25 protein-coding genes are annotated in these 26501 nt (G+C 64.1%); 14 read left to right on the top strand and 11 right to left on the bottom strand.

Translation table 11 applies throughout. The features are described 5' to 3' along the window. Positions 1–24 precede the first annotated feature (24 nt). From ABIB78_RS04865 to ABIB78_RS04880, 4 genes are read left to right on the top strand one after another with little or no spacing between them, the layout of a single operon-like run. Positions 25–1248: an ABC transporter substrate-binding protein gene (locus ABIB78_RS04865; RefSeq protein ID WP_429022098.1), complete on the top strand. Its 1224-nt coding sequence runs from the start codon at positions 25–27 to the stop codon at positions 1246–1248. Between the two features lie 52 nt (positions 1249–1300). Continuing rightward, positions 1301–2584: a CaiB/BaiF CoA transferase family protein gene (locus ABIB78_RS04870; protein WP_429022101.1), complete on the top strand. Its 1284-nt coding sequence runs from the start codon at positions 1301–1303 to the stop codon at positions 2582–2584. After that, the gene (locus tag ABIB78_RS04875) at positions 2581–3777 is read left to right on the top strand and encodes a thiolase C-terminal domain-containing protein (protein ID WP_429022104.1); all 1197 of its coding nucleotides are present in this window, start codon (positions 2581–2583) and stop codon (positions 3775–3777) included. Before ABIB78_RS04870 ends, ABIB78_RS04875 begins: the two co-directional genes overlap by 4 nt. Next, positions 3774–4226 (top strand): Zn-ribbon domain-containing OB-fold protein, encoded by a 453-nt coding sequence (locus tag ABIB78_RS04880; protein ID WP_429022107.1) that lies wholly within the window; start codon positions 3774–3776, stop codon positions 4224–4226. Before ABIB78_RS04875 ends, ABIB78_RS04880 begins: the two co-directional genes overlap by 4 nt. Positions 4227–4875: 649 nt before the next feature. On the opposite strand, the gene ABIB78_RS04885 is transcribed toward ABIB78_RS04880, so the two are convergent. Then, entirely contained in the window at positions 4876–5475 is a 600-nt protein-coding gene (locus ABIB78_RS04885; RefSeq protein ID WP_429022110.1) for an NADPH-dependent F420 reductase, read from the bottom strand. Positions 5476–5515: 40 nt separating this feature from the next. After that, a complete protein-coding gene (locus ABIB78_RS04890) occupies positions 5516–6250 on the bottom strand; it encodes an SDR family NAD(P)-dependent oxidoreductase (protein ID WP_429022113.1) in 735 nt (244 codons plus the stop codon). Between the two features lie 268 nt (positions 6251–6518). On the opposite strand from ABIB78_RS04890, the gene ABIB78_RS04895 reads away from it, so the two are divergent. From ABIB78_RS04895 to ABIB78_RS04905, 3 genes are all read left to right on the top strand, one after another. Then, a complete protein-coding gene (locus ABIB78_RS04895; RefSeq protein WP_429022115.1) occupies positions 6519–7415 on the top strand; it encodes a LysR family transcriptional regulator in 897 nt (298 codons plus the stop codon). 475 nt (positions 7416–7890) lie between these two features. Further along, positions 7891–8793, top strand: a complete 903-nt coding sequence (locus tag ABIB78_RS04900; protein WP_429022118.1) for an HNH endonuclease — start codon at positions 7891–7893, stop codon at positions 8791–8793. 290 nt (positions 8794–9083) lie between these two features. Then, positions 9084–10268: a serine hydrolase domain-containing protein gene (locus ABIB78_RS04905; RefSeq protein ID WP_429022119.1), complete on the top strand. Its 1185-nt coding sequence runs from the start codon at positions 9084–9086 to the stop codon at positions 10266–10268. Between the two features lie 78 nt (positions 10269–10346). On the opposite strand, the gene ABIB78_RS04910 is transcribed toward ABIB78_RS04905, so the two are convergent. Beyond that, on the bottom strand, positions 10347–11000 hold the full coding sequence (locus ABIB78_RS04910; protein WP_429022122.1) for a glutathione S-transferase family protein: 654 nt from the start codon (positions 10998–11000) through the stop codon (positions 10347–10349). A 1079-nt stretch (positions 11001–12079) separates the two neighbouring features. Between ABIB78_RS04910 and ABIB78_RS04915 the strand changes: the two genes are divergently transcribed. Then, the gene (locus ABIB78_RS04915; protein WP_429022125.1) at positions 12080–12556 is read left to right on the top strand and encodes a VOC family protein; all 477 of its coding nucleotides are present in this window, start codon (positions 12080–12082) and stop codon (positions 12554–12556) included. 292 nt (positions 12557–12848) lie between these two features. Beyond that, positions 12849–14108: a serine hydrolase domain-containing protein gene (locus ABIB78_RS04920; protein ID WP_429022128.1), complete on the top strand. Its 1260-nt coding sequence runs from the start codon at positions 12849–12851 to the stop codon at positions 14106–14108. A 7-nt stretch (positions 14109–14115) separates the two neighbouring features. Here ABIB78_RS04920 and ABIB78_RS04925 read toward each other — a convergent pair whose 3' ends face one another. The 4 genes from ABIB78_RS04925 to ABIB78_RS04940 form a co-directional block, all read right to left on the bottom strand. Further along, positions 14116–14613 (bottom strand): peptide deformylase, encoded by a 498-nt coding sequence (locus ABIB78_RS04925; protein WP_429022130.1) that lies wholly within the window; start codon positions 14611–14613, stop codon positions 14116–14118. A gap of 69 nt (positions 14614–14682) precedes the next feature. After that, positions 14683–15555, bottom strand: coding sequence for a bifunctional helix-turn-helix transcriptional regulator/GNAT family N-acetyltransferase (locus ABIB78_RS04930; protein ID WP_429022133.1), 873 nt, complete (start codon positions 15553–15555; stop codon positions 14683–14685). A 74-nt stretch (positions 15556–15629) separates the two neighbouring features. Continuing rightward, positions 15630–16490 (bottom strand): DMT family transporter, encoded by an 861-nt coding sequence (locus ABIB78_RS04935; RefSeq protein WP_429022136.1) that lies wholly within the window; start codon positions 16488–16490, stop codon positions 15630–15632. Beyond that, positions 16487–16993, bottom strand: coding sequence for a MarR family winged helix-turn-helix transcriptional regulator (locus ABIB78_RS04940; protein ID WP_429022139.1), 507 nt, complete (start codon positions 16991–16993; stop codon positions 16487–16489). The genes ABIB78_RS04935 and ABIB78_RS04940 overlap by 4 nt, the downstream gene beginning before the upstream one ends. A 203-nt stretch (positions 16994–17196) precedes the next feature. Between ABIB78_RS04940 and ABIB78_RS04945 the strand changes: the two genes are divergently transcribed. Next, a complete protein-coding gene (locus ABIB78_RS04945) occupies positions 17197–17994 on the top strand; it encodes a DUF899 domain-containing protein (RefSeq protein WP_429022141.1) in 798 nt (265 codons plus the stop codon). A gap of 33 nt (positions 17995–18027) precedes the next feature. Here the strand turns inward: ABIB78_RS04945 and ABIB78_RS04950 are convergent, their stop codons facing one another. After that, positions 18028–18918 carry a LysR family transcriptional regulator gene (locus ABIB78_RS04950; RefSeq protein WP_429022143.1) on the bottom strand — a complete coding sequence of 297 codons (891 nt, stop codon included), beginning with the start codon at positions 18916–18918 and terminating at the stop codon, positions 18028–18030. A 167-nt stretch (positions 18919–19085) separates the two neighbouring features. On the opposite strand from ABIB78_RS04950, the gene ABIB78_RS04955 reads away from it, so the two are divergent. After that, positions 19086–19640: an N-acetyltransferase family protein gene (locus ABIB78_RS04955; RefSeq protein WP_429022145.1), complete on the top strand. Its 555-nt coding sequence runs from the start codon at positions 19086–19088 to the stop codon at positions 19638–19640. Then, complete coding sequence (locus ABIB78_RS04960) at positions 19637–20830, top strand: MFS transporter (protein WP_429022147.1); 1194 nt, start codon at positions 19637–19639, stop codon at positions 20828–20830. The genes ABIB78_RS04955 and ABIB78_RS04960 overlap by 4 nt, the downstream gene beginning before the upstream one ends. Before the next feature lies 1 nt (position 20831). Here ABIB78_RS04960 and ABIB78_RS04965 read toward each other — a convergent pair whose 3' ends face one another. Further along, positions 20832–22271, bottom strand: coding sequence for an MFS transporter (locus ABIB78_RS04965; protein ID WP_429022150.1), 1440 nt, complete (start codon positions 22269–22271; stop codon positions 20832–20834). 123 nt (positions 22272–22394) lie between these two features. Here ABIB78_RS04965 and ABIB78_RS04970 point away from each other — a divergent pair, with 123 nt between their 5' ends. Next, complete coding sequence (locus tag ABIB78_RS04970) at positions 22395–23306, top strand: LysR family transcriptional regulator (RefSeq protein WP_429022153.1); 912 nt, start codon at positions 22395–22397, stop codon at positions 23304–23306. 20 nt (positions 23307–23326) lie between these two features. Here ABIB78_RS04970 and ABIB78_RS04975 read toward each other — a convergent pair whose 3' ends face one another. Beyond that, the gene (locus ABIB78_RS04975; RefSeq protein WP_429022156.1) at positions 23327–24229 is read right to left on the bottom strand and encodes a LysR family transcriptional regulator; all 903 of its coding nucleotides are present in this window, start codon (positions 24227–24229) and stop codon (positions 23327–23329) included. 214 nt (positions 24230–24443) lie between these two features. Between ABIB78_RS04975 and ABIB78_RS04980 the strand changes: the two genes are divergently transcribed. Beyond that, a complete protein-coding gene (locus tag ABIB78_RS04980) occupies positions 24444–25961 on the top strand; it encodes an MFS transporter (protein ID WP_429022158.1) in 1518 nt (505 codons plus the stop codon). A gap of 47 nt (positions 25962–26008) precedes the next feature. Here ABIB78_RS04980 and ABIB78_RS04985 read toward each other — a convergent pair whose 3' ends face one another. Continuing rightward, positions 26009–26413 (bottom strand): cupin domain-containing protein, encoded by a 405-nt coding sequence (locus ABIB78_RS04985; protein ID WP_429022995.1) that lies wholly within the window; start codon positions 26411–26413, stop codon positions 26009–26011. Positions 26414–26501 lie beyond the last annotated feature (88 nt).

A 26501-nucleotide genomic window follows, 5' to 3' on the forward strand; every position in this document is an offset into this window, starting at 1 on the left:
AACAACAGACGACGGGTGGAAACAATGAAGTATCTCTCGCATATTGCCGGAATGGCCCTGCTGGCCGTGTGCGTCAGTTCGCCCGCGTCGGCGGAGGCTGCGCGCGCCCTCAAGATCGGCGTGCTTAACGACGCGTCGGGCCCTTACTCGGACAATGCCGGCGAAGGTTCGGTGACGGCGGCCAAAATGGCCGCCGAAGACTTCATGCGGCTTCATCCGGATTTCAAGGTCGAGATCGTCTCGGCTGACCACCAGAACAAGGCGGATGTCGGCGCCGCAATCGCGCGCCGCTGGATCGATCAGGAGAAGGTTGATGCGGTTGCCGACGTGCCGAACTCGGCCGTCGGGCTCGCCGTCAACGAAGTCGTGCGCGGCACCAAGGCGGCGCTGATTGCGTCGAGTGCTGCGTCCTCCGACCTGACCGGGAAATACTGCTCGCCCAACACGATCCAGTGGACGTTCGACACCTGGGCGGCCTCGCACACCATCGGCGCCTACCTCGTGCGTCACGGCGGCAAGAAATGGTACTTCATTGCGACCGACAATGCGCTCGGCAAGTCGATGGTGCGCGACGGCACCGCGGTGATCGGCGCCGGCGGCGGCACCGTTCTTGGGTCGGTCAATGTGCCGATCAACAATGCGGACTATGCCTCGTTCATCCTGCAGGCGGATAGCTCGGGCGCCGACGTGATCGCGTTCGCGACCGCAGGCGGCGACACGGTCAGCCTGATCAAGCAATCCGCCGAGTTCGGGCTGAAACAGAGCGGGCGCACCTTCGCGGCGCTGCTGACCACCACGAACGATGTCGAGTCGAGCGGCCTTGCGGTCGGCGAGGGGTTGATCATCACCCAGCCGTTTTACTGGGACCTCAACGATGCCAGCCGTGCCTGGTCGACAAAGTTCAGCGAACGGCAGCGCGGGCAATCGCCGACCGCGTTTCACGCCGGCGTCTACTCTTCCGTGCTGGCCTACCTGAACGCGGCGTCGGCGGCAGGAACCAATGACGCGCCTGCGGTGATCCGGAAGTTGGAGGAGAAGCCGATCGACGACGCCTTGTTCGGGCCGGTCGTGGTGCGCGCGGACGGCCGCGCGATTCACAACATGTACATCTTCAAAGTGAAGAGCCCGAATGCGTCGAAGAGCAAGTGGGACCTGCTGGAGCAGGTCGGCGTGCTCACAGGGCCGGAGGCGTTTCGGCCACTCGACCAGGGCGGATGCTCGCTCGTGGAGCCGCCGAAGAGCAATTGACGACGACGGAAGCGACTTCGGATCAACACTTCTCAAACTGACGGACCTCCCGATGCTGGATCAGCTAGAAGCCGACTTCCCCGAGTACACGCCGCGCCCTGTCGATGCGCCAAGGGCGCTCGAGGGAGTTCGGGTGATCGATTTCTCGCATTTCATCGCGGGACCGTTTGCGACCATGATCCTCGCCGACATGGGCGCCGAGGTGATCAAGGTCGAAGCGCCGGGCCGCGGTGACGATTTGCGCCGCTATCCCCCGGTGCATCCCGACCTCAGGCACGGTGCGCCGTTCCTCTGGACCAACCGCAACAAGCGCAGCGTTACCCTCGATCTCAAGTCGCCTGAGGGCCTGAAGGTCGCGCGCGAGCTGATCGCGACGGCGGATGTCATTGTCGAGAATTTTTCGGCTGATGTGATGGCGCGGCTGGGGCTCGACTATGAGAGCTGCCGCAAGATCAAGCCCGAGATCATCTATTGCTCGGTGTCGGCCTATGGCCGCGACGGGGCGTTTCCGGACCGGCTCGGCTTCGATCCGATCGCGCAGGTCGAGAGCGGCTTCGTGTCGATGAACGGCTATGCCGACCGCGAGGGCGTGCGGGCATTGTCGCCGGTGATGGACATCAGCACCGCAATGATGGCCAGCAATGCGATCCTTGGCGCGTTGTTCGCGCGCGAGCGGAGCGGGCAGGGCCAGGCCATCGAGGTGTCGTTGTTCGAGAATGCCGTCCTGATGACCGGCTACGCCACCATGCAGTCGCTTTTCAACAATGCTGATCCGAAGCGAAGCGGCAACACCAGTCCGGATACGTGCCCGTCGGGCGTGTTTCAGGCCAGCGATTGCGCCTTCTATATCAATTGCGGTAACGACAAGATCTTTCAGCGGCTGATGGCGCAGGTTCTCGAGCGCGAGGATCTCGCCGCGGCCGAGATCTATGCAACCGGCCCCGATCGAATCCGTCGGCGCGAGGAGCTGTTTGCGATCCTCGGCGATGCCTTTGCCCGGCAACCCTGGTTGCACTGGCAGTCGCGGATGCGGGCGGCCGGGGTGCCCTGCGGTCAGGTGCGCACCGTCGGCGAGGCGATCCGCTCCCCGGAGGCAAGGGAGCGCGGGATCGTCACGAGGATCCGGCACGAGACGCTGGGTTGGGTGCCGAACGTGAACCTTCCGATCCGCTATTCGCGGACGCCGATCGTCGATCCCGTTGCGGCGCCTGCCGTCGGGCAGCACACCGAGAATGTACTGCGCGAATTGCTCGGCTACGGTGAGGCGGAGATCGCGCGCCTTGCCGCAAGTGGGGCTTTCGGCAGCCAGCCCTCGCGACAGGAGGCCAAGCCGTGACGGCGCGCGGGCGAGACGAGCGGACGCTGCGGGGCCGTGTGGCCGTGATCGGGATCGGCGAAACAGAATATTATCGCCACGGCGCTTCGCCCGATCCGGAATTCAAGCTCGCGCTGAAAGCCATTCTGGCGGCTTGCGAGGACGCTGGCCTCGATCCCCGCGAGATCGACGGGTTCTCGTCCTACAGCGACGATCGCAGCGAGGCCTCGCGGCTGGCCGCGGCGCTGGGTACGCATCGATTGCGTTCAGCGACCATGCAATGGGGCGGAGGCGGCGGCGGTTGCTGTGCTGCGGTCGCCAACGCGGCGGCCTCGATCGTCGCGGGCCTCGCCGATTGTGTCGTGGTGTTCCGCTCATTGGCGCAGGGCCAATATGGCCGGTTCGGACAGGCGGGCGGCATCCACACGGTTTCGGGGGAACGGTCCTACCTGATGCCGTACGGTGTGCTGGCGCCGCCGCAGCGTTTTGCCATGCGGGTGCAGCGCTACATGCACGATCATGGCGTCCGCCAGGACGCTTTGCGGGCGATTGCACTTGCCTCCTATCATCATGCCCAGGCCAACCCGCGCGCCGTGATGTACGGCAAGCCGCTCGACGCCGAGAAATACGATGCCTCGCGCTGGATCGTGGAGCCCTTCCATCTCTACGATTGCTGCATGGAGAACGACGGTGCTGCGGCCCTGGTGCTGGTATCGGCGGAGCGCGCCAACGACTTCAAGCGCGAGCCGGCCTATCTGCTCGGTGCCGCCTTCGGCTCGGGGCATCGCGCAGCGGCGACGGCGCACAACGCGTCGCTCTACGCCACCGCGAGCTTCGACACCGTCGCGGCCGATCTCTATCGCATGGCCGGGGTCGGGCCCGCGGATGTCGGTGTGGTCCAGGCCTATGAGAATTTCACGGGCGGCGTCGTGATGGCGCTGGCGGAGCACCGCTTCTTCAAGCCGGAGGAGGCCAACGACTTCCTGACATTCGAGAACCTGATCGCGCCGTCCGGGCAACTTCCGCTCAACACCAGCGGCGGCAACCTCGCTGAATGCTACATGCACGGATTTGAGCTGATTCTGGAAGCCGTTCGTCAGGTGCGAGGAATGTCGACGAGCCAGGTTCGACGAAACGATGTGGCGTTGGTCATCGGTGGCCCGATGGTGACGCCGGCCAGCAACCTCATTCTGGGTTCGGAGGCCACGTTATGAGCGGATCTGCACGCACGCATCATCTTCCTGTCGGGCTGCCCATTCCAGTCAGTGAGCCGGATGGTCTCTCGGCACCATACTGGGAGGGCTTACGCCAAGGCCGACTATTGGTGCAACGCTGTGACAGCTGCGGTACCTGGCAGTTCGGGCCGGAATGGATATGCCATCATTGTCACTCCTTTGATCCTGCGTGGACTGAGGTCGAGCCAACCGGTCGCATTTTCAGTTGGGAACGCGTGTGGCATCCCTCGCACGCAGCGCTGAAGCAGCACGGGCCTTACGTCGCTCTGCTTGTTGAGTTGCCGCACGCCGGCAGCGTACGCATGGTCGGCAATCTCCTGGGCGCCCCCCAGCAGGCCGTCGTCATCGGACAAGCGGTTGAAGGGGTTTTCGAACATCATCTGGAGTCCGATCCAGCCTTCTCATTGCTGCAGTGGCGGCGAAAATGAGGCCCGGCGTCTGAGGTAGGTGCGCCTCCTCAGTTGTCTCTATATAAAACTGCGATCTGCCGGAGGAAAGCGGGCAGGTAGGACGGCGGCGTGCAAGCGCAAGAGGCGTCGAACGACCGGCCCACGCTTTCCCGATCTCTGACGGTATTTGAAGCTCAGCTGTACGAGGGCGCGAAGACAGTCATGGCTCCGCAGGCAGCGCTGATTAGTCGATCGATTCCGATAGGTACCGAAATCGCCCGCGTCGCGAGCGGCTCGAATTTTTCTGTGAATTCAAGATCAAAGAAATGCGGCGGGTATACTGTCGGCATCAGTCTGTCAGATTTGAAGATTTGTCCTTGCAAATCAACGACGAAACGTCATCCACAATAATAGAGTGGGAGTGAAGGGGAGTACCGTGGAGTAGTATCGGATCGCAGAGGACACTCGAGCGAATCCCAGGCCATCGATAGCAGTCGATAGATTCTAGGCGACCCGCAGCTCTGCCGGTCTGTCGGGCGTCTCCCCGCTCTTCGAACGACGCCCATACGCCGTCAGGCCCATCCCAACCTTCGCGGCTTTGTGGCCTTCAAATATTCGGTCGCGCGCTGCTCGAAGAAGTCAGCGCGCGCGACCAGTTCTCGGCGTCGATCACACGGTGGTAGATCGATTACTGTTCCTTCTTGAACAAATCCTGGAAGATGAGCTGGCCCCAAATGCGGCCGCGTGCGTGCACCAGCGCGCCGCCCTCGTTGAGCTTTCCCAGCTTGACGGGTGCGAACCCGAGTTGTTTGGCCAAGGCCGCCACGGGAGCGATCGCGTCCTCGTCGTCACCAGACAGAAAGACCACCCGGTGCCCGCCCTCGACGATCGGATCGGCAGCCAGCCTGGCCGCAACCAGGTGATTGAAACCTTTCACGAGCTTGGCGCCGGTGAACGCCTTCGCGACGAAGGCGGAGGACGGGAGACCGTCCAGCTCCTCGGGGGGAAGCAACGCGTTCATCGCGTCGATGACCGTCTTGCCTTTCCAGCTCGGCAGGGCCTTCGCAACCTCGCGATGCTCCCCGAACGGGACCGCCAAGATGATTGTGTCGGCCTCGAGTGCATCCCGCAGCGACGTGGCGACGACCGTGGGTCCAATCGCGCGAGCCTGCGGCGCCAACGCCTCAGGCGGCCGGCGGCTCGCGACAATCACGTCGATGTTTTTACGGGCGAAGGCGTGGGCGAGGGCCTGGCCTATCTTACCGAATCCTACAACCGCGTAGCTCATATACTTCTCCGATCCGTGTTGATATTGATTCCCCGGCCCTTCAGATGGCCGAGAAGCCGCCGTCGACAGACAATTCCACCCCATTCACGAAGCTCGAATCGTCTGAAGCAAGAAACAGCGCGACCGCCGCAATTTCCTCAGAACGACCCATCTTTCCCCGCGGGATCAGGGATTCGAACATCTGCTTCGCTTCCTCGGTGAGAACTTGGTCCTGCATCGGTGTGGCGATCGGCCCCGGGTGCAGCACGTTCACCCGGATATTCCTGCCCTTCAGTTCGTTGAGCCAACCGCGTGCGAATGCGTGCAACGTCGCCTTGCTCGCCGCATACACGCTGTAACCAGGGAAACCTTTGATCGAAGCAACTGACCCGGTCATGAAGATCGATCCGCCATCGTTGAACAGCGGCAACGCCTTCTGAACCGTAAACAGCGTGCCGCGCGCATTCAGGTCGAAGGTCGCATCGAAGTGCTGCTCGGTAATCTCGCCCAGTGGGACGCCTTCGCCCATGCCGGCGCTCGCGTACAGGACGTCGATCCTGCCCTTTTCCCGCTTGACCGTGTCGAACAGACGGTCGAGGTCGTCGAGATTGGCCGCGTCGCCGCGCACGCCGATCACGTTCCGGCCGATCAGCTTGACGGCCTCGTCCAGCGCCTCCTGCCTCCGGCCCGTGATGAAAACATAGGCGCCTTCTTCAACGAACCGCTTGGCGCTCGCCAGTGCCATGCCGCTCGATCCACCCGTGATGACTGCAACCTTACCCTCAAGCTTTCCCATAACTTCTCCTTTCGTGGTGTCGGGACAGCATCTGCCCCCGAGAACCTCGACATGGGTCTGCCGGCGTCAGGCGTTGAGTGCAGAAGCGCGCACATCGGTGGTGCGAAATCGATCCGGCTGGGCGGCTGACGCCGGCCGCGACGATCGGTGTCCGCCGTTCGGAATTGGGCCGGGCTTGTCGGCACAGGCTATGATGACCGCCCGTACTGCTGTTCGATGTGTTAGATGCGGGCTTTGGAAGGCGCACCGTGCGGTGCGGGATTGCACCATGATCGACTGGGATGACGTTCGCTACTTTCTTGCCGTCGCGCGCGGAGGCTCGGTGCGGGCAGCCGCCGAGCGCCTCGCTGTGAACCACGCGACCGTGCTGCGACGCATCGCCCAGCTCGAGGAACGCCTCGGGGTCCACATGTTCGAAAAGCTGCCTTCGGGCTACCGCCTGACGGCTGCGGGCGAGGAGGTCCTCGAGTTCGCGGACCAGATGGAAGCGTCGTCGCACCTGCTGGAGACGCGCGTCTTCGGGCGCGACCAGAGCGTGCGCGGGCTGCTGCGGGTGACGCTGGCGCCGCCCCTCGCGACACACCTGCTGATGCCGGACTTCGCCGATTTCGCACGTCTGCATCCGGACATCGAGATGGAAATATTGTCGTCCGGCGAGCTGGCAAATCTGACCAACCGAGAGGCCGACGTCGCGATCCGCGTCGTCTACGACCGCAAGACCCTGCCGCTCAATCTTCACGGTCTGAAGGGACCGGAGCTGTCCGGCGGCGTCTACATGTCTCGCGATCGGCTAGCCGCGTGGCGTGCGGGCGCGCCTGATCCCATCCGGTGGGTTGTCATAAGCATTCATGGAATTCCGGATTGGGCCAGCGAGGGTGAGGTTCGCACCACGGGGGTTCCATTCAGGACCACCGACGCCGAGGCGCAGATCGTTGCTGTACGGCAAGGGCTCGGGATCACGACACTGCCGTGCTTCGTCGGAGACGCCGACCCCCGACTGGTGAGGGTGCCGGGCACCGACCTCCACATGTACGGAACGCTCTGGCTTCTCACACAGGGGGAGACGCGCAAGACGAAGCGCGTGCGGCTCTTCACGGAGTTCGTATCCCGCAGGCTCGCCGCGTACGCTCCGCTTCTCGCGGGGCTGTCCATATCGCGCGACTGACGCGCGGCAGGTCGTCCGCGACGCTTGGCGTAATCCGGCCGGAAGCCGAACTGCGATCGCTTGAAGCGGCATCGTTCAATCCGCGAATGTTGCGCCGTATCGCAACCGGTGCGAGGGACACACTACTGACGGCCACGGATTTCACGATCGCTGACGGTCTTTTTGGCAGGCTGGAGACGCCGCTTTTGCGGAGAACTCCGCGCAAAATAGACCAACCGATATCGATAGTCTTTGAAACCGAGCAAATCGCGGATCGCCGAAATTCTCCTTTGAATTCAAGAGCGAGAATCTCTGATGGATCCGGGATACGGTTCTTCGTCGTCAGCGGAAATATTTGCCTCGATGGATCAATGCGTTATGATGCTTCAGAACAATCGAGTGGGAGTAGGGGCAGACGCCGGGCGGTCTTACAAATTACCCTCTCTCAGAGGCTTAACCTCGAAGACCAGGACGGGAAGGCTTTGCCGATCAAGCTATGGGACTGGGAGTATTCATCCATCGTCTAGACTCGATCTATCAGGACAGTCCAGCGGAACAATATCAATTTCCCAGCCAATACTTGCGTCGCGTAGAAGCCTGCGTCGGTGACTGGATAATCTACTACGAACCGCGCAAGGTCGCGGAGACGCGCGGCTACTTTGCGATTGCAAAGGTCCACCAAGTTATCCCTGACCCCAGCGTACCCGGAATGTACCTCGCGCTGATTGAGCCGGGAAGCTACCTCGACTTTGCCAATCCGGTTCCCTTCAATGAATCAACCGGGCGACCGATAGAGCGAGGCGTTCTCAACGACGAGGGGCGGATTTCAGGACGCGCTCAATCGGCAGTCCGGCCAATCTCTCCTGAAGACTTCAGTAGTATCGTTGGACTCGGTTTTGAGGATAAAGCACCGTTACTGCCTCGGCTTGACCATGAGATGCCGTTGCCTTCCTTTGACGAGGAGCAAGTACCTTTCAAGTATGATCAACAGCGCGATCGCATTAGCATCACAATGTCTAGGATATTGCGCGATCGCGTCTTCCGACGTGTCGTCTTGCGCGCCTACGATGAACGGTGCGCCATCACAGGACTAAAACTGATCAATGGAAAAGGGCGGGCGGAAGTCGCTGCCGCGCACATTCGACCAGTGGAAGCGAGCGGGCCCGATATCGTCAGCAATGGGATCGCGCTTTCGGGCACAGCCCATTGGATGTTTGATCGCGGCCTGATCAGCTTGGCCGACAATTTGGAAATACTGATCTCGCGGCAGACCAATGATCCGCAAGACATACGATCGATAATTAACAAGTCAGGTCATGCGCTTGCACCGCAGCGCGCGTCTAACCGTCCACATCCGCATTTCCTAAGATGGCATCGTGAGCACTGCTTCAAGCAATGAGCTTGTAAGGCAGTTAGCGAACGGTAATCCGCCATATCCTGGTGGAGCTCCTGATGGTGGGTTACCCCGCTAACCCGCCCTGCGATCTCGCTAAACTTTTCGCGATTGCGCAGAAGTCGGGCAAGCCAACGTCTGATGACGCTGCTTTCCGCACGAACTTTCCACCGACCGAACTTGAAACAAACAGTAACGATCATTTCACTCGCGCTGAACGTCATTGTATGAGATGATACAACCAATGGTCAACATCGTAGATCTTCACTGGGCAGGAGGGCGGAATGAGCGACCAAATGATCGAAGCGACGACAAGTCCGGCACAGATCGTTCAGCAGGCGGCTGCAAACTATCTCAGTATCAGCAATGCGCCAGGCTGCTGCATCGCGGTCTATGACCAAAAGTCGTTCGGCACCAAGGGCTACGTCTACCCCAAGGGAATGTCAGGCGTTGCCGGCTCTTCGCCCGCGCCATTTAATGTCACGACAGACACGGTGTTCGAGATCGGATCAGTGACGAAGGTGTTCACCAGCACGTTGCTGGCGGTGGCGGTCAAGGCCGGTGGTCCCTCTCTTGACGACAGCATCGGCACTTATCTGAACGCCAACCACAATTTCAGCCCGAACCCGATCGGAACGCCGGTGCTGGACGCCATCCAGCTCGTGCAATTCGCCACCCATACCTCCGGCATGCCGGAGCAGCCGGGGGACGGCTTGACTGGCTATAGCGAGCAACTGTTCGCGGATGAGCCGCCCTCCAGCGAACTCGTCGCGTGGTGGAATCAATATGATACGCCGCCGCCGGGATGCTGGCAGTATTCCAATATCGGTTTCGTGACACTGGGCTTTGCGGTCACGCAGATGTTTGCGAAAGACCAGGGCCACAACTACAACGAGATTCTGGCCGAATACGTCACCGGTCCGCTCGGCATGAAGCAGACGGGAGCTGTCGTCAATTCATCCTGGAAGATCGCGCAGGGATGTATCGGACATTGGAGCAAGAGCTCTGAGCCGCCATATCCGATCGTTTTCGACCGCAATACGCCGACGGGGGACTCGGCCTTTGATCTGAAATCCACCGGCGACGACATGATCAGGTTTCTTGCGGCGCAGATCGCGGCACCGAAGGGGCCGCTCGGGGCGCAGATCGCGCTCACGCAGCAGAATCAGGGGACATTCCCTGTCTGCGGGCAGAAGACCAGCGTCACCATGGGCCTCGCCTGGCAAATCACGACCGACTCGCAAGGCCATACCGTTTTCATGAAGAACGGCGCGACGAGCAAGGGCGGATTCGAAGCGATCGTGATCGTCGTGCCGGAACTGCAATGCGGTGTCGCGGTGTTGAGCAATCAGTATTTCGATGCGTCGGGCGTGCATCCCGTGGGGATCGCACCCGGGAGCACCGCGCTACATATTATCTCGCAGCTTCATCCAGGATTCGAGCTGACCGAACCGCTGGCGGAACACGAGCCATTCGACTAGCAGACCTAGCCCGGATGGGCGCAGCGATGTCTGGGGCTTTGCCATCTGCGCGAGGGTTCTGTCCACGTGCCGCCAACCTCAGCTGGTCGGTTGCTTACCCGTGTTAACCGCCAGCTGAGCGTCGAAAGCGCGCTTGTAAGCCGGCCGGGATTCGCCGCGGGCGACGTAGGCGGAAAGGTTCGGATATTCGTCGAGGATGCCCGATGCCTTCAGCCTGAGCAGCACCGACACCATCATGAGGTCGCCCGCGCTGAACGCGCCATCGAGCCAGTCGGCCTCGCCGAGGCGCGCGGAGAGCCGCTTCAGCCGGTCGCGGACGCGATCCATGACCAGAGGCAGGCGTTCTTTGGTCCAGGGTTTGTCGCTCTCCAGAATCCTGGCGGTTACGAGTTCGAGGATCGGCGGTTCCATCGTGTTGACCGCGGCAAACATCCAGCTGATTGCGCGGGCGCGGGCATTGGCATCGCCGTGCAGCAGGCCCGCATGACGCTCGGCGATATGGAGCACGATCGAGCCGGTTTCGAACAGCGCGAGATCACCTTCCTCATAGGTCGGAATCTGGCCGAAGGGATGCAGCGCCAGATGTGCCGGCTCTTTCATCGCCTGGAACGAAACAAGGCGAACCTCGTAAGGCTGGCCCACTTCCTCCAGCGCCCAACGAACGCGTGTATCGCGCGCCAGTCCCTTGCCGCCGTCGGGTGACCGTTCGAAGGCAGTGATGGTGGGAGGCATCGTTTCTCTCCGTGTCCTTGCGTCCCGAGGACGAGCGGGCGGCGCGCCCCCCGACAGCCGATCCTGGAATCTTTCGACCGCGTTTCGCGCGCCCGAGTTGCCTCCGACGCAAATCAAATCTCGCTTCCCCGCCTGCGACAAATCAACCCGACGGGCAACACACTAAAAACCTGTCAATATCAGCATAAGAAAATATTCCGCTTGGCGTTTGACCCAACTCAGATGTTCAATCTGTGCGTCTCACCCGACACGAGGGGCGGATCGCGATCGTCACGAACGTGGTGTGGGATGCGGTGGACGCGGAATGCGCAACTGACGAGTGCGCATGACGCGGACGGCGAAATCGTGCAGGCCTGACGCCCTAGTGGCAGGTGTCCTCCCGCAAAACGCGCAAGCGTTTTTGCGGAGGCGGTGACAAAAAAGCCCAGTCTCGCCGGGGAGAGCACGTATAAGCCGTAACCCATCGCGCAGGGAAGGCCGGGTTGTTTCCGGTTACACCTGTGGTCCTACCCCCGAGCTTTCTACCCATTGCTCGGGGCCCATGGGTGCGATCGGCACCCGGTCTTCCCTGCGCCCTCTGTGAGAGGAGGGTGAAACGAAGAGCAAAGCTCGGACAAATCATGTCGCGAGAACGCGGCTGTGTGACTCAAAGCGAACCACAAATTCGATGTCGTCCCGGGCAAGCGAAGCGCGACCCGGGACCCAACCACGAATGCCAATGGTTTGCGAAGCTGGAGCCACAGCGCGTTTCAATAAGACGATCCTGTGGTTGATGGGTCCCTGCTTTCGCAGGGACGACGATTGTGGATGTCGGCTGCAAAAAAATTCGATGTCGTCCTGGCGGACGCCAGGACCCATTACCCCAAATGGCAATTGTTATGCGACGCTGGGGCCGCGATCTTGTTCATAATCAAATTCGGCGGTTATGGGTCCTGGCTTTCGCCAGGACGACACCATGCGTGTAGAGGCGGAGCTGTGACAATCGCCATTCCGCAAATTATTTTCATCGGTCTGTTGCCGGGTGTCGGCTGGCGTCTTCGCCAAGCGTCCTTTGCACAACACAAACAAGGAGACTACGGATGACCGATCTCGTCACATGCCTTTGGTTCGATCAGGGCCAGGCGCGCAAGGCGGCGGAATTTTATGCCGCGACATTTCCCGACAGCCATGTCGGTGCGGGCCACACGTCGCCGATCCCGGGCGTGGGGGCGGGCGACGAACTGACGGTCGAATTCACCGTGCTTGGCCAACGCTGCGTCGGGCTGAACGGCGGCCCTAATTTCAAGCCGAACGAAGCGGTGAGTTTCATGGTGCTCACGGATAGCCAGGAAGAAACCGACCGCTACTGGGAGGCGATCACCAGCAATGGCGGCACGGAAGCTCCGTGCGGCTGGTGCCGCGATCGCTGGGGATTTACCTGGCAGATCACGCCGCGGCGGCTGCTCGAACTAGTCAACGGATCCGACCGCGCCGCCGGACGGCGCGCGATGGAGGCGATGATGACGATGAAGAAGATCGACATCGCCGCGATCGAGCGGGCGGCGGTGGATGCGTAGAAGCGTAGGGTGGATTAGCCGAAGGCGTAATCCACCACGTTGTTGCGCCTGGGGGCATATGGCGGGTTACGCTTCGCTGACCCGCCCTGCGCGCCGGCGCTCAATCCGTCCGCCGGAAACTATTTGGCCCGAAATCGACAGTCATACGTTCGATTGAGCTAGTGGTGCGTGTCGGCGGCCATTCGTGCATCGGCATGCGCACGCCGCGACGGTCACCCCGGCGCAAACGCGGGATGTGCGTGATGCCATCGCATGATACGGATTTTGCATCGCAGCTCGGGAGCCAGCCTTGATGTCCATCGCAGCCGCCGCCACGCAACAAAATCCCACCGCCGCCGAGACCGATCCCGAGATGCTCGGCTGGATGCAGGGCTTTCCGCCGCCGCAGGACAGGACGATCATATTCCAGGACGGCTCGTTCCGCAGCTTCCCCGAATTGCGCTGGGCCTGGAGCAACATCCGCCAGCTGGTGCCGACCGTGAATGTCTGGCGCGGCGCAGGGCCGGCGTCGGTGCTGCCGCGTGAGGACCACGATATCGGCGCCTCCGCGTCGGTAACGATGGACGGTCGGCCAATGACCTTTGCGCGCATGCTCGAGGAGACCTATGCCGACGGCATCGCCGTGCTGCACCGGGGCAGACTGATCTACGAGCGCTATTTCGGCGCGCTGAAGCCGCACAAGCCGCATATCGCGATGTCGGTGACGAAGTCGTTCACCGGCACGCTCGCAGGCATCCTGGTCGCCGAAGGCAAGATCAATCCGCAGGCGCCGGTCACCGACTATGTGCCGGAGCTGGCGCGAAGCGCGTTCGGCGACGCGCGCGTGCACGAGGCGATGGATATGACCACGGGCCTCAAATACACCGAGGTCTATACCGACAGGAATTCCGACGTGTGGGGTCTGCGGCGCGCCAACGGCATGGCGCCGATCCCGCCCGGCTATGAGGGCGCGACCACCATCTTCGATTTCCTCTGCGCGCAGACGAAGCAGGGCGAGCACGGCAAGGCTTTCGCCTACAAGACCGTCAACACCGATGTGCTGGCTTGGATCATCAGGCGCGCCAGCGGCATGACGTTGTCGGACCTGCTCTCCGAACGGATCTGGGCACCGATGGGCGCGGAGGAGGACGCGCACTATCACGTCGACCGCATCGGCACCGAAAGCGGCGGCGGCGGCCTGTCGACCACGCTGCGCGATCTCGCCCGGTTCGGCGAGACCATCCGCAATCACGGCCGCTTCAACGGGCGCCAGATCGTGCCGTCTGGAGTCGTCGAGGATATCGCGCGCGGCGGCGATCCCGAAAAGTTCAAGCCGGCCGGCTACATCACGCTGCCCGGCGCGTCCTATCGCAGTCAATGGTGGGTGACGCACAATGCGCACGGTGCTTTCATGGCGCGCGGCGTGCACGGCCAGGGCATCTACATCGATCCGAAGGCCGAGATGGTGATCGCGCGCTACGCCTCGCACCCGATGGCGGGCAACGCCGCCAACGATCCGGTGACGCTGCCGGCCTACATGGCGCTGGCGAAGGACTTGACGGCGGGAGGCTGAAGTCCGGTTACGCGCGCGACAGCTTCTCGAAACGCTTGATCAGGCGCTCCCGCTTCAGGCGGGAGAGCCGCCTGATCCAGAACACGCCGCCGAGTTGGTCGATCTCATGCTGATGGCAGACCGCGCGCAGGCCGTCGGATTCCTCGCTCTGAAAATTGCCGTCGAGGTCCTGATAGCGGATGCGAACGCGCGCGTGGCGCTCGACGTCGTCGGTGACGCCGGGCATCGAGACGCTGCCTTCCTTGTGCAGGACCATCTCGGGCGAGGCCCGGATGATCTCCGGATTGACATAGCTCCGTGGGCCCTCGCTGGTGTCGAGCTCGAGCACCACGACCCGCAGGGCCACGCCAAGATGCGGCGCGGTGATGCCGATGCCCGGCGCGGCGCGCATGGTCTCGAGCAGGTCCTGCGCCAGCGCGCGCAGCGCGTCGTCGAACGCGGTCACCGGCTCAGCCGGGAGCGCAAGCCGCGGATCGGGATAGCGGACGATAGGGCGAACGGTCATGCCGATGTCTTAGGCCAGCGCAGGACGCCGGACAACACGCGCATGCAGCGGCCGCGCGCGGCGCGCCGCTCAGAGACGTTTTTCGAAGAACAGGTCGGGATAGGGGTCGTCGTTGAAGCGCGGGATCTCGGTCCAGCCGCTTCTGCGGTAGAGCTGACCGGCTTCCGCCAGCGCGCTGTTGGTGTCGAGCCGCAACACCGCGATGCCGAGCACGCGTGCGGCGCGCTCGGCCGCGTCCATCAGGCGCCGGCCGAGACCGAGGCCACGTGCGGCCGGCGCGACCCAGAGCCGCTTGATCTCCGCCAACTCACTGTTGCTGCCTTTCAGTCCGACGCAGCCGATCGGCAGGCCGTCCGACATCGCCACGATGAAGGTGCCGCGCGGGCGCACCATGTCCTTCGCCTCGGGATCGCGCGACAACTTGACGTCAAAACCCTGGCTGAACCGTCGCGCCAGCTCGGCGTAATATTCGCCGAGGCAGTAGCGCGCCTCGTCGCTGCGCGGGTCCATCTCATGCAAGGCCGTGCCGTCGCGTCCGAGCGCCGACGCGATCATGTCCATCGCCGCCAGCAGTGCCTCGCGTTGTGTATGGTGGGCGAGGAAGTCCTTCGCCTGCCGGTTGGAGATCGCCTCATAGGCGTTGAACTCGCGCTTGCCGGCCGGCGTCAGCTTCGCGATGCGGCGGCGCGCGTCGTCGCCATGCGCCGTCGTCTCGATCAGCCCTTCGTCCTCGAGGCCGCGCAACAGCCGGCTCATCAGGCCGGAATCGAGCCCGAGATAATCCCTGATGTCGCCGACATCAGTGCGTCCATGCCCGATCGCGTTGAGCACGCGCGCCGCCCCGAGCGGCCGGCCGCGCCCGAGGAACGAGGTGTCGAGCGCGCCGACGGCGGAGGTGACGGCTCGGTTGAAACGACGGACGCGCGAAACGGGGTCGAGCATATATCTGACTTTAGTCAGATATCATCACGACGTCAATTGTGATGGCTGCGCGGCCCAAGGCAGGCAAACTGAGTCTAGGCCCGCGCCAGCACCAGCACGTTGCCGGCAAGGATCGCGGCGGCGCCGGCGAGCACCGGCCAGCCCAGGGCAAGGTGTTCGAACAGCGCCGACAGCACGAGGGCGACGAGCGGCACCAGGGCGAGCGTATAGGCGGCGCGGCCGGGACCGAGCCGGCGCACCAGCTCGAAATAGAGCATGAAGGTGATGCAGGACGCGGCGACGGCGAGATAGAGGAAGCTCGCGGCATAAGAGAGCGAGATGTCGGCCGCAAAGTGCGTGCCCGTCGCGACCGCCCAGAGCGCGCTCGCTGCGGCGCCGACGAATGCGCCCCAGGCCAGCACGGAAACGACGGGCAGTCCGGCGCGCTGGTTGCGCGCACCGACCGTCGTCCCGGCGCCGGTCGCGACGGCCGCAGTGAGTGCCCAGGCAAAGCCCGCGAGCGGCGCGGCTCCGTGCACGCTGGCGCCGGGCAGGAAGATGATCGCGAGGCCAAGGATGCCGCACAGCGCGCCCCACATGAAGCCGGAGGAGATCGGCACACCGAGTGCGGCCCGCGCGATCACGGCCGCGAACAGCGACGATGTCGACAGCACCAGCGCCGCAAGGCCGCTCGGCATGCGCGCGGTTGCTTCGTAAAAGGCGATGAAGGCAATGGCGAAGAACAGCAGGCCCTGCAACGCGACAGCCGGTCGATCCTTGCGCGGGATCGCGAGCGGCACGCCGCGCAGCCGGCCGTAGCCGAGCAGGATGAGGCCCGCGAGCACCATGCGCAGCGCCACCGACCACGGCGCCGGTGTGACACCGGCCTGCATCGCGGTTGCCAGCGCGCCGCCGCCCCAGAGCAGCGCGGTCAGCGCGAACAGCAGGCCCGTCATGGCACGCCGGCGTCATCGAGCAGCGCGCGCCAGCCGCCGGCATCGATCCGCGTGCTCTCTCCCTCGAGCCGGGTAAGGGCGGAATCGAGCGTTGTCCGTTCGCTCTCCGAGAGGCGCGCGAGCAGCCGGGCCTCGATCGCGCTGCCCAGTGCAGCGATCCGGTTGAAGGCGATCCGGCCGCTGCGCGTGATGCTGACCGCGGCGAAGCGGCGGTCAGTCTTGGCGGGACGTCGCACGGCGAAGCCGAGCTCTGTGAGCTGGCCGATGCCGCGGCTGACCGCAAACGGGTCGAGCCCGCAGGCGCGGCCGATCTCGGAGGCATTGGCTGCGTCGCGCTCGGCGATGACGGCGAGGATGCGCCAGCCGGCCTGGCTCAGTCCGAACGTCTCGCTGTAAAAGCTCTCGAGCGGGCGGGCGACCTGCGCTGCGACCAGGAACAGGCGGTAAGGCAGCCAGGCGCTGAGCTTCAGCCCATCATCGGACGCAGGAGCAGGTTGCTTCATGGCCAAGAGGATCGCATAGATAATTGCAATATGCAAGCAATACGCAATGACATTCGGGCGTGCGAAAAAATCCCGACACACTTGTCACTCCCACTCGTCATCGCTGCCGCGCCAGATTGGGACATGGCCAATGACGAACGGCCGGCGGCGCTGGAACTGCGTTGGGGTCCCGGAGTTCGTCCAATTCGGAGACGGAGATCATCATGAGCAAATCGCAAGAGGACGATCGCGGCGGACTGGCGGCAATGCAGACTCCGCCAGTGGTGTCGCGGGAGGCGTGGGAGGCGGCGCGCCTGGAGATGCTGGTGAAGGAAAAGGCGCATGTGCGGGCGCGCGACGCGCTCGCCGCGGAACGGCGGCGGATGCCGTGGATGGCGGTCGACAAGGCGTATGTCTTCGAAGGGCCGAACGGCAAGGCGAGCCTGCTCGACCTGTTCGAGGGTCGCCGGCAGCTGATCGTCTACCGCGCGTTCTTTGAGCCCGGCGTGTTCGGCTGGCCGGATCACGGCTGCCGCGGCTGCTCGCTCGGCGCCGATCAGGTCAGCCATCTCTCGCATCTGAACCAGCGCGACACCACGCTCGCCTACGCCTCGCGCGCGCCGCAGGCCGACATCGCGCGGCTGAAGGCACGGATGGAGTGGGAGATGCCGTGGTACACTATCACCGACAGCTTTGACGCGGACTTCGGCGTCGCCGAGTGGCACGGCCACAACGTGTTCATCCGCGACGGCGAGCGGATCTTCCGCACCTGTCTCGTCAACAGCCGCGGCGACGAATCGATGGGCACGGTGTGGAGCTATCTCGACATCACACCGCTCGGCCGCCAGGAGCTCTGGGAGGACTCGCCGAAGGGCTACCCGCAGACCCCCACCTACAAATGGTGGAACTGGCACGACAATTACGACGCCGAGGCCACGCCGAATGCGAAGTGGGCGGCCGTGACCGATGCGGGCGAAGCCGCGTTCCGCAAGATCGCGGAGCAGGAGCGCAAGGCGACTTGATATCTGGAGCAGGGAGGACGCGCGGCGTCCTCCCTAGCCAGCGGACGAGAGCGCCTTCAGCGCCGTCAGCGTCTGCCGGAGCCCGCGATCGAGGCGCTTGTCGCGGCGGATCACGACCGCGAGCCGACGGTAGAGTTTCGGTGACAGCGACCGGACGATCAGGTCGCGCTGCTTGGCCCTGGCAGGAACGGCCATGCCCGGCAGCACCGCGCAGCCGAGGCCGGCGCGCACCATCTCCTTGATCGCCTCGACGCTGCCGAGCGACATCAACGGTTTCAACGAGACGCCGCCGCGCGCCAGCCATTCGTCCGCGGTGCGCCTGGTGTTGCCGCCGGGCTCGAACAGCAGAACCGGTCTGGTCGCCAGCACCTCCGGCGTGATCCGCGCCGGCAGCTTCATCTCGCGCGGCGCGATCAACACGAACTCGTCGTTCATGACAGGGGTGATCTCGAAACTGCGCCCCGACACCGGCAGCGTGACCAGCGCGATGTCGATCGTGTTGTCCTCGATTGCTCTGGCGATCTCTGCCGTGTTGCCCGTCGTGACCGTGATCTCGAGCGAGGGCAGCGCGGCCCGCAGCTCCTTCAGGATCGGGGGCAGCAGGAAGATGCAGGCGGTTGCGCCGGTACCGAGCCGCACACGGCCTGCCGTTCCCGTCGTCTGCTGTGCGACAGCGTCGACCGCCGATGTCACGGCCGCGTTGATCTGATGGGTGTGCGACAGCAATGCGGCGCCCGCGGCGGTCGGTCTGGCCCGTCGTCCGACCCGATCGATCAGGGTCGCGTTCAGGCTCTTCTCGAGCTGGCGCACCTGCAGGCTCACCGCGGGTTGGGTCAGCTGCAGCCGCTCGGCCGCCGCAGAGAAGCTGCCGCAATCGATCACGACGGCGAAGCTTTCGAGATAGTCGAGGTTGAGGTTCTTCATCAAAGTATCTCTTATGCTACGCATAACCAACTAAAGCTTCATTTATATAACGCCGGGGCGCATAGTCCGGCAAGCGACGGCTTCGGCGGATCGGAGCAGGCATTGTCCGGCTTCAAGTCCATTGGCGGCGTTGTTGTCGAGTTGTGGCGAGAGACGAGAATGGAAGGATGAGAGACAGCGAAGACACCGTGATTCGCGACGCCACAGAGGTCGACATGGTGGAGGTGCAGCGCATCTACGCGCACCACGTGCTCAACGGGCTTGCGACCTTCGAGGAAGTACCGCCGTCGCTCGACGAGATGCTCACGCGCCGCGCCGCCGCGCTGGCCGTGGGGCTGCCGTATCTCGTGGCCGATATCGACGGACGCGTGGCCGGCTACTCCTACGCGACAGTGTACCGGCCGCGGCCGGCGTATCGTAACACGATTGAAGACTCGGTCTACGTGTCGGAAGCCCTGCGGGGCCGCCGCGTCGGCGCGGCGCTGCTGCAGGCGCTGATCGAGCGATCGGAGGCGGGGCCCTGGCGGCAAATGATCGCCGTGATCGGTAACAGCGGCAACGCCGGATCAATCGCGCTACACCGTCGCATGCGCTTCGAGATGGTCGGAACGCTGAGGTCGGTCGGCTTCAAACTCGGGCAATGGGTCGACACCGTGCTGATGCAGCGGCCGCTTGGGCCGGGCGCTTCTACGCTTCCCTTTGGAAAGCAAACCGCCCGGTGATCGCACGCCGGGTCGTGATCGCCCTCGGGCTGGCTCAACTGGTCTCGTGGGGTGCAACCTACTATCTGATCGGCGCGTTCGGCGAGCAGATCGCCGCGGATCTGGGTTGGAGTCGCGACATCGTTTACGGCGGATTTGCCGCTGCACTCTTGGTGATGGGTGTGACGTCGCCTTTGGTGGGCAGGTTGGTGGACAGCCGTGGCGGCCGGCAGGTCATGGTCGCAGGCGCCGTGATCAACGCGCTCGGCTGCGCCGGTCTCGCAGTCTCGCATCAGATCAGCACCTATTTCGTGTCCTGGATCGTCCTCGGTCTCGGCATGCGGCTGACGCTGTACGACGCGGCATTCGCTGCGCTGGCCCGGATCGGCGGATCGGAGGCGCGCCGCGCGATGTCCGGGATCACCTTGCTCGGAGGCTTGGCGGCAACGGTGTTCTGGCCGCTCGGCCATACGCTCTCTGAGCATTTCGGCTGGCGCATTGCGGTGCTGGCCCATGCCGGCTTTGCGCTATTGACGATCCCGTTGCACCTGCTGATTCCGAACAAGCGGTTTGCCGGAGCGCCCGATTCTGCTGCGGTGGTACCGAAACAACCGCTCGCCGTCGACCGGCGGCAGCTTGCAGCGGCGGGCGGGCTCTATGCCGTGATCATGACCGGCGCCAACTTTCTGAATGCCGGCATGTCCGCGCATATGATCGCGGTGCTTAGCGGCCTCGGGCTCACAGTCACGGTGGCCGTATGGGTCGCAACGCTCCGCGGCATTGGGCAATCGGCTGCGCGCCTCTGCGAAGTCCTGTTCGGCGGACGGATCGATCCGCTCGCGCTCAACCTGATGGCCTGCCTGATCATGCCGCTCGCCTTCGTCGCCGGCCTGTTCAGCGGGGCGTCGATGGAGATGGGGATCGCTTTCGCGCTGCTCTACGGCGCCTGCAACGGCATTCTGACCATCACCAGGGGAACGCTGCCGCTGATCCTGTTCGACTATCGCAGCTATGGCACGCTGGTCGGCCGGCTCATCGTCCCGAGTTTCATCCTGCCGGCGGCGGCGCCATTGCTCTATGCGATCGTGATCGACCGGTTCGGCAACGCGGCCGCGCTTTATCTCTCCACAGGCCTTGCCGTGATGACACTGCTCGCTGCTGTTTCGCTGAAGCTGCTGTTTCCGTCGCGCCTTGGGGACCCGGAGCAATAGCTCAACCCGCCGCCGACTCACGTGGCAGCCACAGCGACAGCCAGCCGCCGAGCGCCAGCAGTGCGACGTTACAGCCGAGCGCGATCGTGAAGGCGTGTGCGTAGTCGTCGGTCTGGGGATGCGGCCCGAGCAGGCTGTAGAAGACGCCGCCGATCACAGCGACGCCGAGTGCGGCACCGATCTGGAAGGTCGTGATCATCATCCCCGATGCCAGCCCGGCATGGCGCGGATCGATGCTGCCGATCACGGCCTTGATCACCGAGGGCATCACGGTGCCGAAGCCTAGTCCTCCGCAAATGAGACCGAATTCGAGGCTTTGGGGCAGCGCGCCACTGACCGACAGCATCACGACACCGAACCCTATGACCTGGAGCGCAAAGCCCAGCGTCAGCGTGTAGGCGCCGAGCAATTGCATCACCAGCGACGACACCAGCGAGCTCACGAAGAATCCGGTGGCAAAGGGTAGGGTGGCGAGGCCGGCCGCCAGCGGAGACTGGTGCAGCCCGCTTTGCAGGTAGACTGCAAAGGTCAGGTAGAACGACGACAGCATGTAGAAGGCGAGCGCCATCACCAGGCCGATGACGAAATCGCTGTTGCGCAGCAGATGCATCGCGACCAGCGGATCGCCGCCGCGCGCGGAGAGACGTGCCTCGAAGCGGACGAAGGTGGCGAGCACCAGCGGAGCGGCGAGCAGCATCGCGACGATCCAGGCCGGCCAGCCGGCTTCCCGGCCCTCGATCAGCGGATAGACCAGAAGGCCCAGCGTGAGCGACAGCAGGATGACGCCGCCGATGTCGAGCCGCTGTGCGTGCTCGGCACGCGAGTCGGTCAGGAACAGCACGCCGCCGATGAATGCAACAAGGCCGATCGGCACGTTGATCAGGAAGATCGCTTGCCAGGCCAGTCCGAGCGGATGGGCAGACACCAGGACGCCGCCGAGCACCTGGCCGCAGATGTTGGCAAGACCGAACGTCGCGCCGTAGAAGCCGAGCGCGCGGCCCTGTTCGGCCGCCGGAAACAGCACACGGATCGAGGCGAGCACCTGCGGCGCCATCACGGTGGCGGTGAGGCCTTGCAGGATCCGTCCGGCGACCAGCAGGGCCGGCGACCATGCGATGCCGCACAGCACCGACGCGATCGTGAAGCCTGCGACACCGGTCAGAAACATCCGCTGCCTCCCCAGGAGATCGCCGAGCCGCCCGCCCGTGATCAGGAACACCGCGTAGGTTGCGGCATAGGCCGAGATCACGAACTGCACCTCGCTCGAGGTGGCTCCGAGATCGTCGCGGATGGCTGGCAGTGCAAGGTTGACGACGTTGAAGTCGAGGATCGGCAGGAAGGCGCCGGTGAGCAGCACCGGCAGCGCCAGCCATCGCCGCGGGTCGACCGTCGCCGCCCGCGTCTCGTGCAATTGCAACGTCTCGGTGGTCTCGCTTGTCACCTGCCGGCTCCTCTGCATCGTCGGCGCGTCGCACAAGGCGCGCCTGTCGGTCGAACTTCCGGGAAGTTGGCCTGTCTGTTTGTGATAGGATATTATCCAGTCGCGCGAAGTGAGTTTGCAAAAATGCACAGACCTCTTGACTGGAACGATCTCCGTCTCGTCCTCGCCGTCGCGCGGGAAGGCAGCCTGTCCGGGGCAGCGCGCAGGCTGGGCGTCACGCATTCGACGGTGTTTCGCCGCCTTGGAACGATCGAAACGGCGATCGGAACGCGGCTGTTCGAGCGTTTCCGCGACGGCTACGCGCCGACGCCGGCCGGCGAGACCGCGGCGGCATCAGCCGCCCGGCTCGAGGACGAGGTGCTCGCGCTTGAGCGCAGGCTGGCGGGACAGGACCTCAGACCGTCGGGCACGGTCCGGATCACGACAACCGACACGCTCGGCGCGGTGCTGATGCGGCATCTGCCTGCAATGCGCGCCGCGCATCCGGAGATCCAGCCGGAGATCATCATCTCGAACGCGATGGCGAACCTGACCCGCCGCGAGGCCGAGATCGCGATTCGGCCAACGCCAGCGCCGTCCGAGCTGCTGGTGGGACGGCGCGTCGCCGACATTGCCCATGCGGTGTACGGATCGCGCGGCTATCTCGGCCGGCGCGGCAACAAGGATCTGTCAGCGCACGACTGGATCGGGCTCGACGATGCGCTGGCGGGAACCGTCATCGCCAGCTGGATGCGCGAGAACCTGCGTTCGGCGCGCTTCGCCTGCCGCGTCGATGCGCTTCCGGCATTGCGCGATGCCGCAGCGGCAGGATTGGGGCTTGCCCTGCTGCCGTGTTATGTCGGCGACCTTGCGCCTGCGCTGCGCCGCGTGACGCCAAAGGCACTCGCCGAGCCGCGGTCGGCGCTGTGGCTGTTGACGCATGACGATCTCAAGCGCACGGCGCGCATCCGCGCCGCGCTCGATTTCCTAGCCAAGGCACTCGCGTCCGAGCGCGCGCTGTTCGAGGGAAAACGAGCCGGCAGCGCGCTGCGATAGTCGGCAGGGCGGCAGACCGTTCACATCCCGAGAACTTCCGTCGGGATGCGCCTTGCCGTATGATCCGCTGGCAACCGGTGATGTTCGCGAAAGGCGCTGACGATCGTCTTCAGTGCCGCGCGGGATTTCGCATCCGAGAGCGCCGACAGCAGCACGATTTCGGAGGGCGGAAGGGCAGGCAGGCCGAACCGCCGGCTGACCTCGATGGTTCCGGCGGGCGCAAGCCGGCACGAGAACACCGACGTGGCGAGGCCTGCTGCGACCGCATCGGCGACGGCAAAGGATCCGCAGCCGAGGAAGCTTTCCGTCCATTGGATGCCCGCCGCCGCGAGCGCGCGCGTGGCGATATTGAGCACGCCGCAGGACGGCGAGGAGGCGGCTAGACGCAGGGGTTCGCCCACGCGATGGACAAAGTCCGGCGTGGCGAACCAGCCATAGTGATCCGTCGCCAGCATCTCGCCGTCGCGGCGGTCGTCCTCGCGGCGGATGATGGCGGCGTCGATGTCGCCGCGATCGAAGGCATTCAGGAGATCGCGGGAATCTTCGAGCCGTACCTCGATCGTCACAGCCGGGTCGTGCGCGTGCAGCCGCGCCAGCAAGGTCGGAACCTCGGCGCCGCCGACGTGCGTGGCGATGCCGAGCGCGAAGCGACGTGGACGCGCGGGCAATAACCCCGCGACGGCGCGATCATGCGCGGCGAGCAGTTCGCGCGCGGGCGCGAGGAACGCAGCGCCTTGCGCCGACAGGCGCACCAGTCGCGGCGTCCGCTCGATCAGCCGGTGGCCGACCTGGCTCTCCAACCGTTTCAGCTTGACGCTGATCGCGCCCTGCGTGGTGCCGAGCGCTTCGGCGGCGCGTGTAAAGCTCTTGAGATCGGTGATGGTCACGAATGTCTTCACGGCGTCGACGTCGAGCGTGGTCATGTCAGTCATCCGGAATTGTTGTCTCTGAAATATCTAGTCATCCAATTCACCAATGCTCAAGCCGTAACTAGCTTGTGCCGTGAAGCGCCGCGGCCCACCCGATTCCTGCCGCTGCTGCCTCAATACATCGTGAGTCGATCGACCAACGCTGCTGCCAGCACCCTGGCAACAGCGTGCGGTATGCCGTTGGCTTGCCACAACAAAAGGACTGATCATGTCCACTGAACTGAGCCGCCGCGGTGCTGTCGTTCTATCCGCCGTATGCCTTGCCTGCCTGATGTTTGGATTGGAGATTTCCAGCATCCCCACGATCCTGCCGACGCTGGAGCGGGTGTTGCATGCCGACTTCAAGGCGCTGCAATGGATCATGAACGCCTACACCATCGCGGTCACAACAGTGCTGATGGCGATCGGGACGGTGGCGGACCGCTATGGACGCAAGCGCATCTTCCTGGTCGCAATCGCGGCGTTCGGCATCACCTCGCTGATCTGCGGCGCCGCGCAGAGCGTCGAAATGCTGATCGTCGCCCGGTTCCTGCAGGGGCTGAGCGGCGGCGCGCTGCTGATCTGCCAGATCGCCGTGCTCTCGCATGAATTCCAGGGCGGCCGGGTGCGCGCGGCCGCCTGGGGCTGGTGGGGCGTCATCTTCGGCATCGGGCTCGGCTTCGGGCCGATCATCGGTGGTGCTGTCGTCGCGGTGCTGAGCTGGGAGTGGGTGTTCCTCGTCCACGTGCTGTTCGCGGCCGTTGCGTTCGCGCTGACGATCGGCGGCGTCCACGAATCGAAGGATCCCAAGGCGAGCAGCCTCGATGTCGCCGGCATCGTGACGATGTCGCTCGCCGTGTTCTGCCTCGCCTTCTACATCACGCAGGGACCGGATCTCGGTTTCGTCAGCGCGAAGGGGCTTGCGCTCCTGGGCGTCTCCGCCCTGAGCTTCGTCGGCTTCCTGGTTGCCGAAAGGATCAGCCGGCGGCCGATGTTCGACTTCTCGGTGTTCCGCATTCCCGCGTTCTCCGGTTCGATCGTCGGCTCGGCGGCGATGAACCTCAGCTACTGGCCCTTCATGATCTATCTGCCGATCTGGTTTCACGCCGGGCTCGGCTATGACAGCGTGTCCGCGGGCCTTGCCTTGCTCGCCTACACGCTGCCGACGCTGGTGATGCCGCCCTTCGCCGAACGTCTGTCGCTGCGCTATCAGCCGGGCTTGATCATTCCCGCGGGGCTGTTCACGATCGGCACCGGCTTCATGTTGATGAAGTTCGGCAGCGCCGCCACGCAGCCCGACTGGTTGACGATGTTGCCGGGCTGCCTGCTTGCCGGCATTGGCCTCGGCATCACCAACACGCCGGTCACCAACACGACGACCGGCTCGGTCTCGAGCGACCGCGCCGGCATGGCCTCCGGCATCGACATGAGCGCACGGATGGTTTCGCTTTCGATCAACATCGCGCTGATGGGGTTTATCTTGGCGAGCGGCGTGCTCGCGCAGCTGAAAGCGGGGCTGCCGGCGCTGGATGGCGCGCAACTCCGCGTCTTCGCCGAGCGGATCGCGTCCGGCGACGTCGTATCCGCGCCGGAGCTGGCCGGCCCGGTCGCGCATCAGGCGCTCGCGAGCGGTTTTGGCTGGGTGATGCTCTATGGCGGCATCGGCGTCTGGATCATGGCCGCGATCAGCTTCCTGATCTTCAACGCGCGGCCGGTACGGCAGGCCGAGGTTCATGGCACGAAGTGAACGTGATGTCGCTGCGCTCGCCCTGCGACAGGGGCGGGCGGCAGCCGTCACTTCACAAGGGTCAGCAGCGGCTTGTCCTTCTCGACGATATAGGTGGCGAGCTCGCTGGCGGTGACGTTGCCGACATTCTTCGCCGCATGGACCGTGCCTGCGGGAATGAACAGCACGTCGCCAGTCTTCAGCGTCGCCGGCGGCTTGCCGTCGACGTCGTATTCGAGCGTGCCGGCGAGCACATAGATGATCTCCTCGCCCGGATGGGTGTGCCGGCCGAATGCCTTGCCGGGTGCAATGTCGACACGCACCTGGACCGCTTCACGCCCGGGGGCGTTGAGGTCGTGGCGCTGCAGATCGGTCCGCGTGAAGCCCGCCGGTTGCTGCGCCTGTGCTGTGGGTATGGTCAGGAAACTTCCAGCGATCAGGGCCGCTCTTGCGAGGAGACGCGTCGCCGTCATCAGTCTGCTGGTCATCTTGAACTCCAGGGTTCGTCTTCTGGGCTGGTCCGACCGCGAGCCGGCAAGCGGCCGGCCCGCGTCGAAGCTT

Origin of the sequence: Bradyrhizobium sp. I1.14.4 (assembly GCF_050435825.1) — a bacterium.
In the GTDB taxonomy this organism is placed as follows: Bacteria; Pseudomonadota; Alphaproteobacteria; order Rhizobiales; family Xanthobacteraceae; genus Bradyrhizobium.

Coding starts and splice junctions, on each gene's coding strand:
- ABIB78_RS04895 (WP_429022115.1), top strand. CDS start 6,519: ATGATCGACTGGGATGACGTTCGCTACTTTCTTGCCGTCGCGCGCGGA.
- ABIB78_RS04890 (WP_429022113.1), bottom strand. CDS start 6,250: ATGGGAAAGCTTGAGGGTAAGGTTGCAGTCATCACGGGTGGATCGAGC.
- ABIB78_RS04900 (WP_429022118.1), top strand. CDS start 7,891: ATGGGACTGGGAGTATTCATCCATCGTCTAGACTCGATCTATCAGGAC.
- ABIB78_RS04955 (WP_429022145.1), top strand. CDS start 19,086: ATGAGAGACAGCGAAGACACCGTGATTCGCGACGCCACAGAGGTCGAC.
- ABIB78_RS04940 (WP_429022139.1), bottom strand. CDS start 16,993: ATGAAGCAACCTGCTCCTGCGTCCGATGATGGGCTGAAGCTCAGCGCC.
- ABIB78_RS04975 (WP_429022156.1), bottom strand. CDS start 24,229: ATGACCACGCTCGACGTCGACGCCGTGAAGACATTCGTGACCATCACC.
- ABIB78_RS04915 (WP_429022125.1), top strand. CDS start 12,080: ATGACCGATCTCGTCACATGCCTTTGGTTCGATCAGGGCCAGGCGCGC.
- ABIB78_RS04935 (WP_429022136.1), bottom strand. CDS start 16,490: ATGACGGGCCTGCTGTTCGCGCTGACCGCGCTGCTCTGGGGCGGCGGC.
- ABIB78_RS04870 (WP_429022101.1), top strand. CDS start 1,301: ATGCTGGATCAGCTAGAAGCCGACTTCCCCGAGTACACGCCGCGCCCT.
- ABIB78_RS04945 (WP_429022141.1), top strand. CDS start 17,197: ATGAGCAAATCGCAAGAGGACGATCGCGGCGGACTGGCGGCAATGCAG.
- ABIB78_RS04970 (WP_429022153.1), top strand. CDS start 22,395: ATGCACAGACCTCTTGACTGGAACGATCTCCGTCTCGTCCTCGCCGTC.
- ABIB78_RS04865 (WP_429022098.1), top strand. CDS start 25: ATGAAGTATCTCTCGCATATTGCCGGAATGGCCCTGCTGGCCGTGTGC.
- ABIB78_RS04905 (WP_429022119.1), top strand. CDS start 9,084: ATGATCGAAGCGACGACAAGTCCGGCACAGATCGTTCAGCAGGCGGCT.
- ABIB78_RS04950 (WP_429022143.1), bottom strand. CDS start 18,918: ATGAAGAACCTCAACCTCGACTATCTCGAAAGCTTCGCCGTCGTGATC.
- ABIB78_RS04885 (WP_429022110.1), bottom strand. CDS start 5,475: ATGAGCTACGCGGTTGTAGGATTCGGTAAGATAGGCCAGGCCCTCGCC.
- ABIB78_RS04910 (WP_429022122.1), bottom strand. CDS start 11,000: ATGCCTCCCACCATCACTGCCTTCGAACGGTCACCCGACGGCGGCAAG.
- ABIB78_RS04925 (WP_429022130.1), bottom strand. CDS start 14,613: ATGACCGTTCGCCCTATCGTCCGCTATCCCGATCCGCGGCTTGCGCTC.
- ABIB78_RS04920 (WP_429022128.1), top strand. CDS start 12,849: ATGTCCATCGCAGCCGCCGCCACGCAACAAAATCCCACCGCCGCCGAG.
- ABIB78_RS04980 (WP_429022158.1), top strand. CDS start 24,444: ATGTCCACTGAACTGAGCCGCCGCGGTGCTGTCGTTCTATCCGCCGTA.
- ABIB78_RS04880 (WP_429022107.1), top strand. CDS start 3,774: ATGAGCGGATCTGCACGCACGCATCATCTTCCTGTCGGGCTGCCCATT.
- ABIB78_RS04930 (WP_429022133.1), bottom strand. CDS start 15,555: ATGCTCGACCCCGTTTCGCGCGTCCGTCGTTTCAACCGAGCCGTCACC.
- ABIB78_RS04985 (WP_429022995.1), bottom strand. CDS start 26,413: ATGACGGCGACGCGTCTCCTCGCAAGAGCGGCCCTGATCGCTGGAAGT.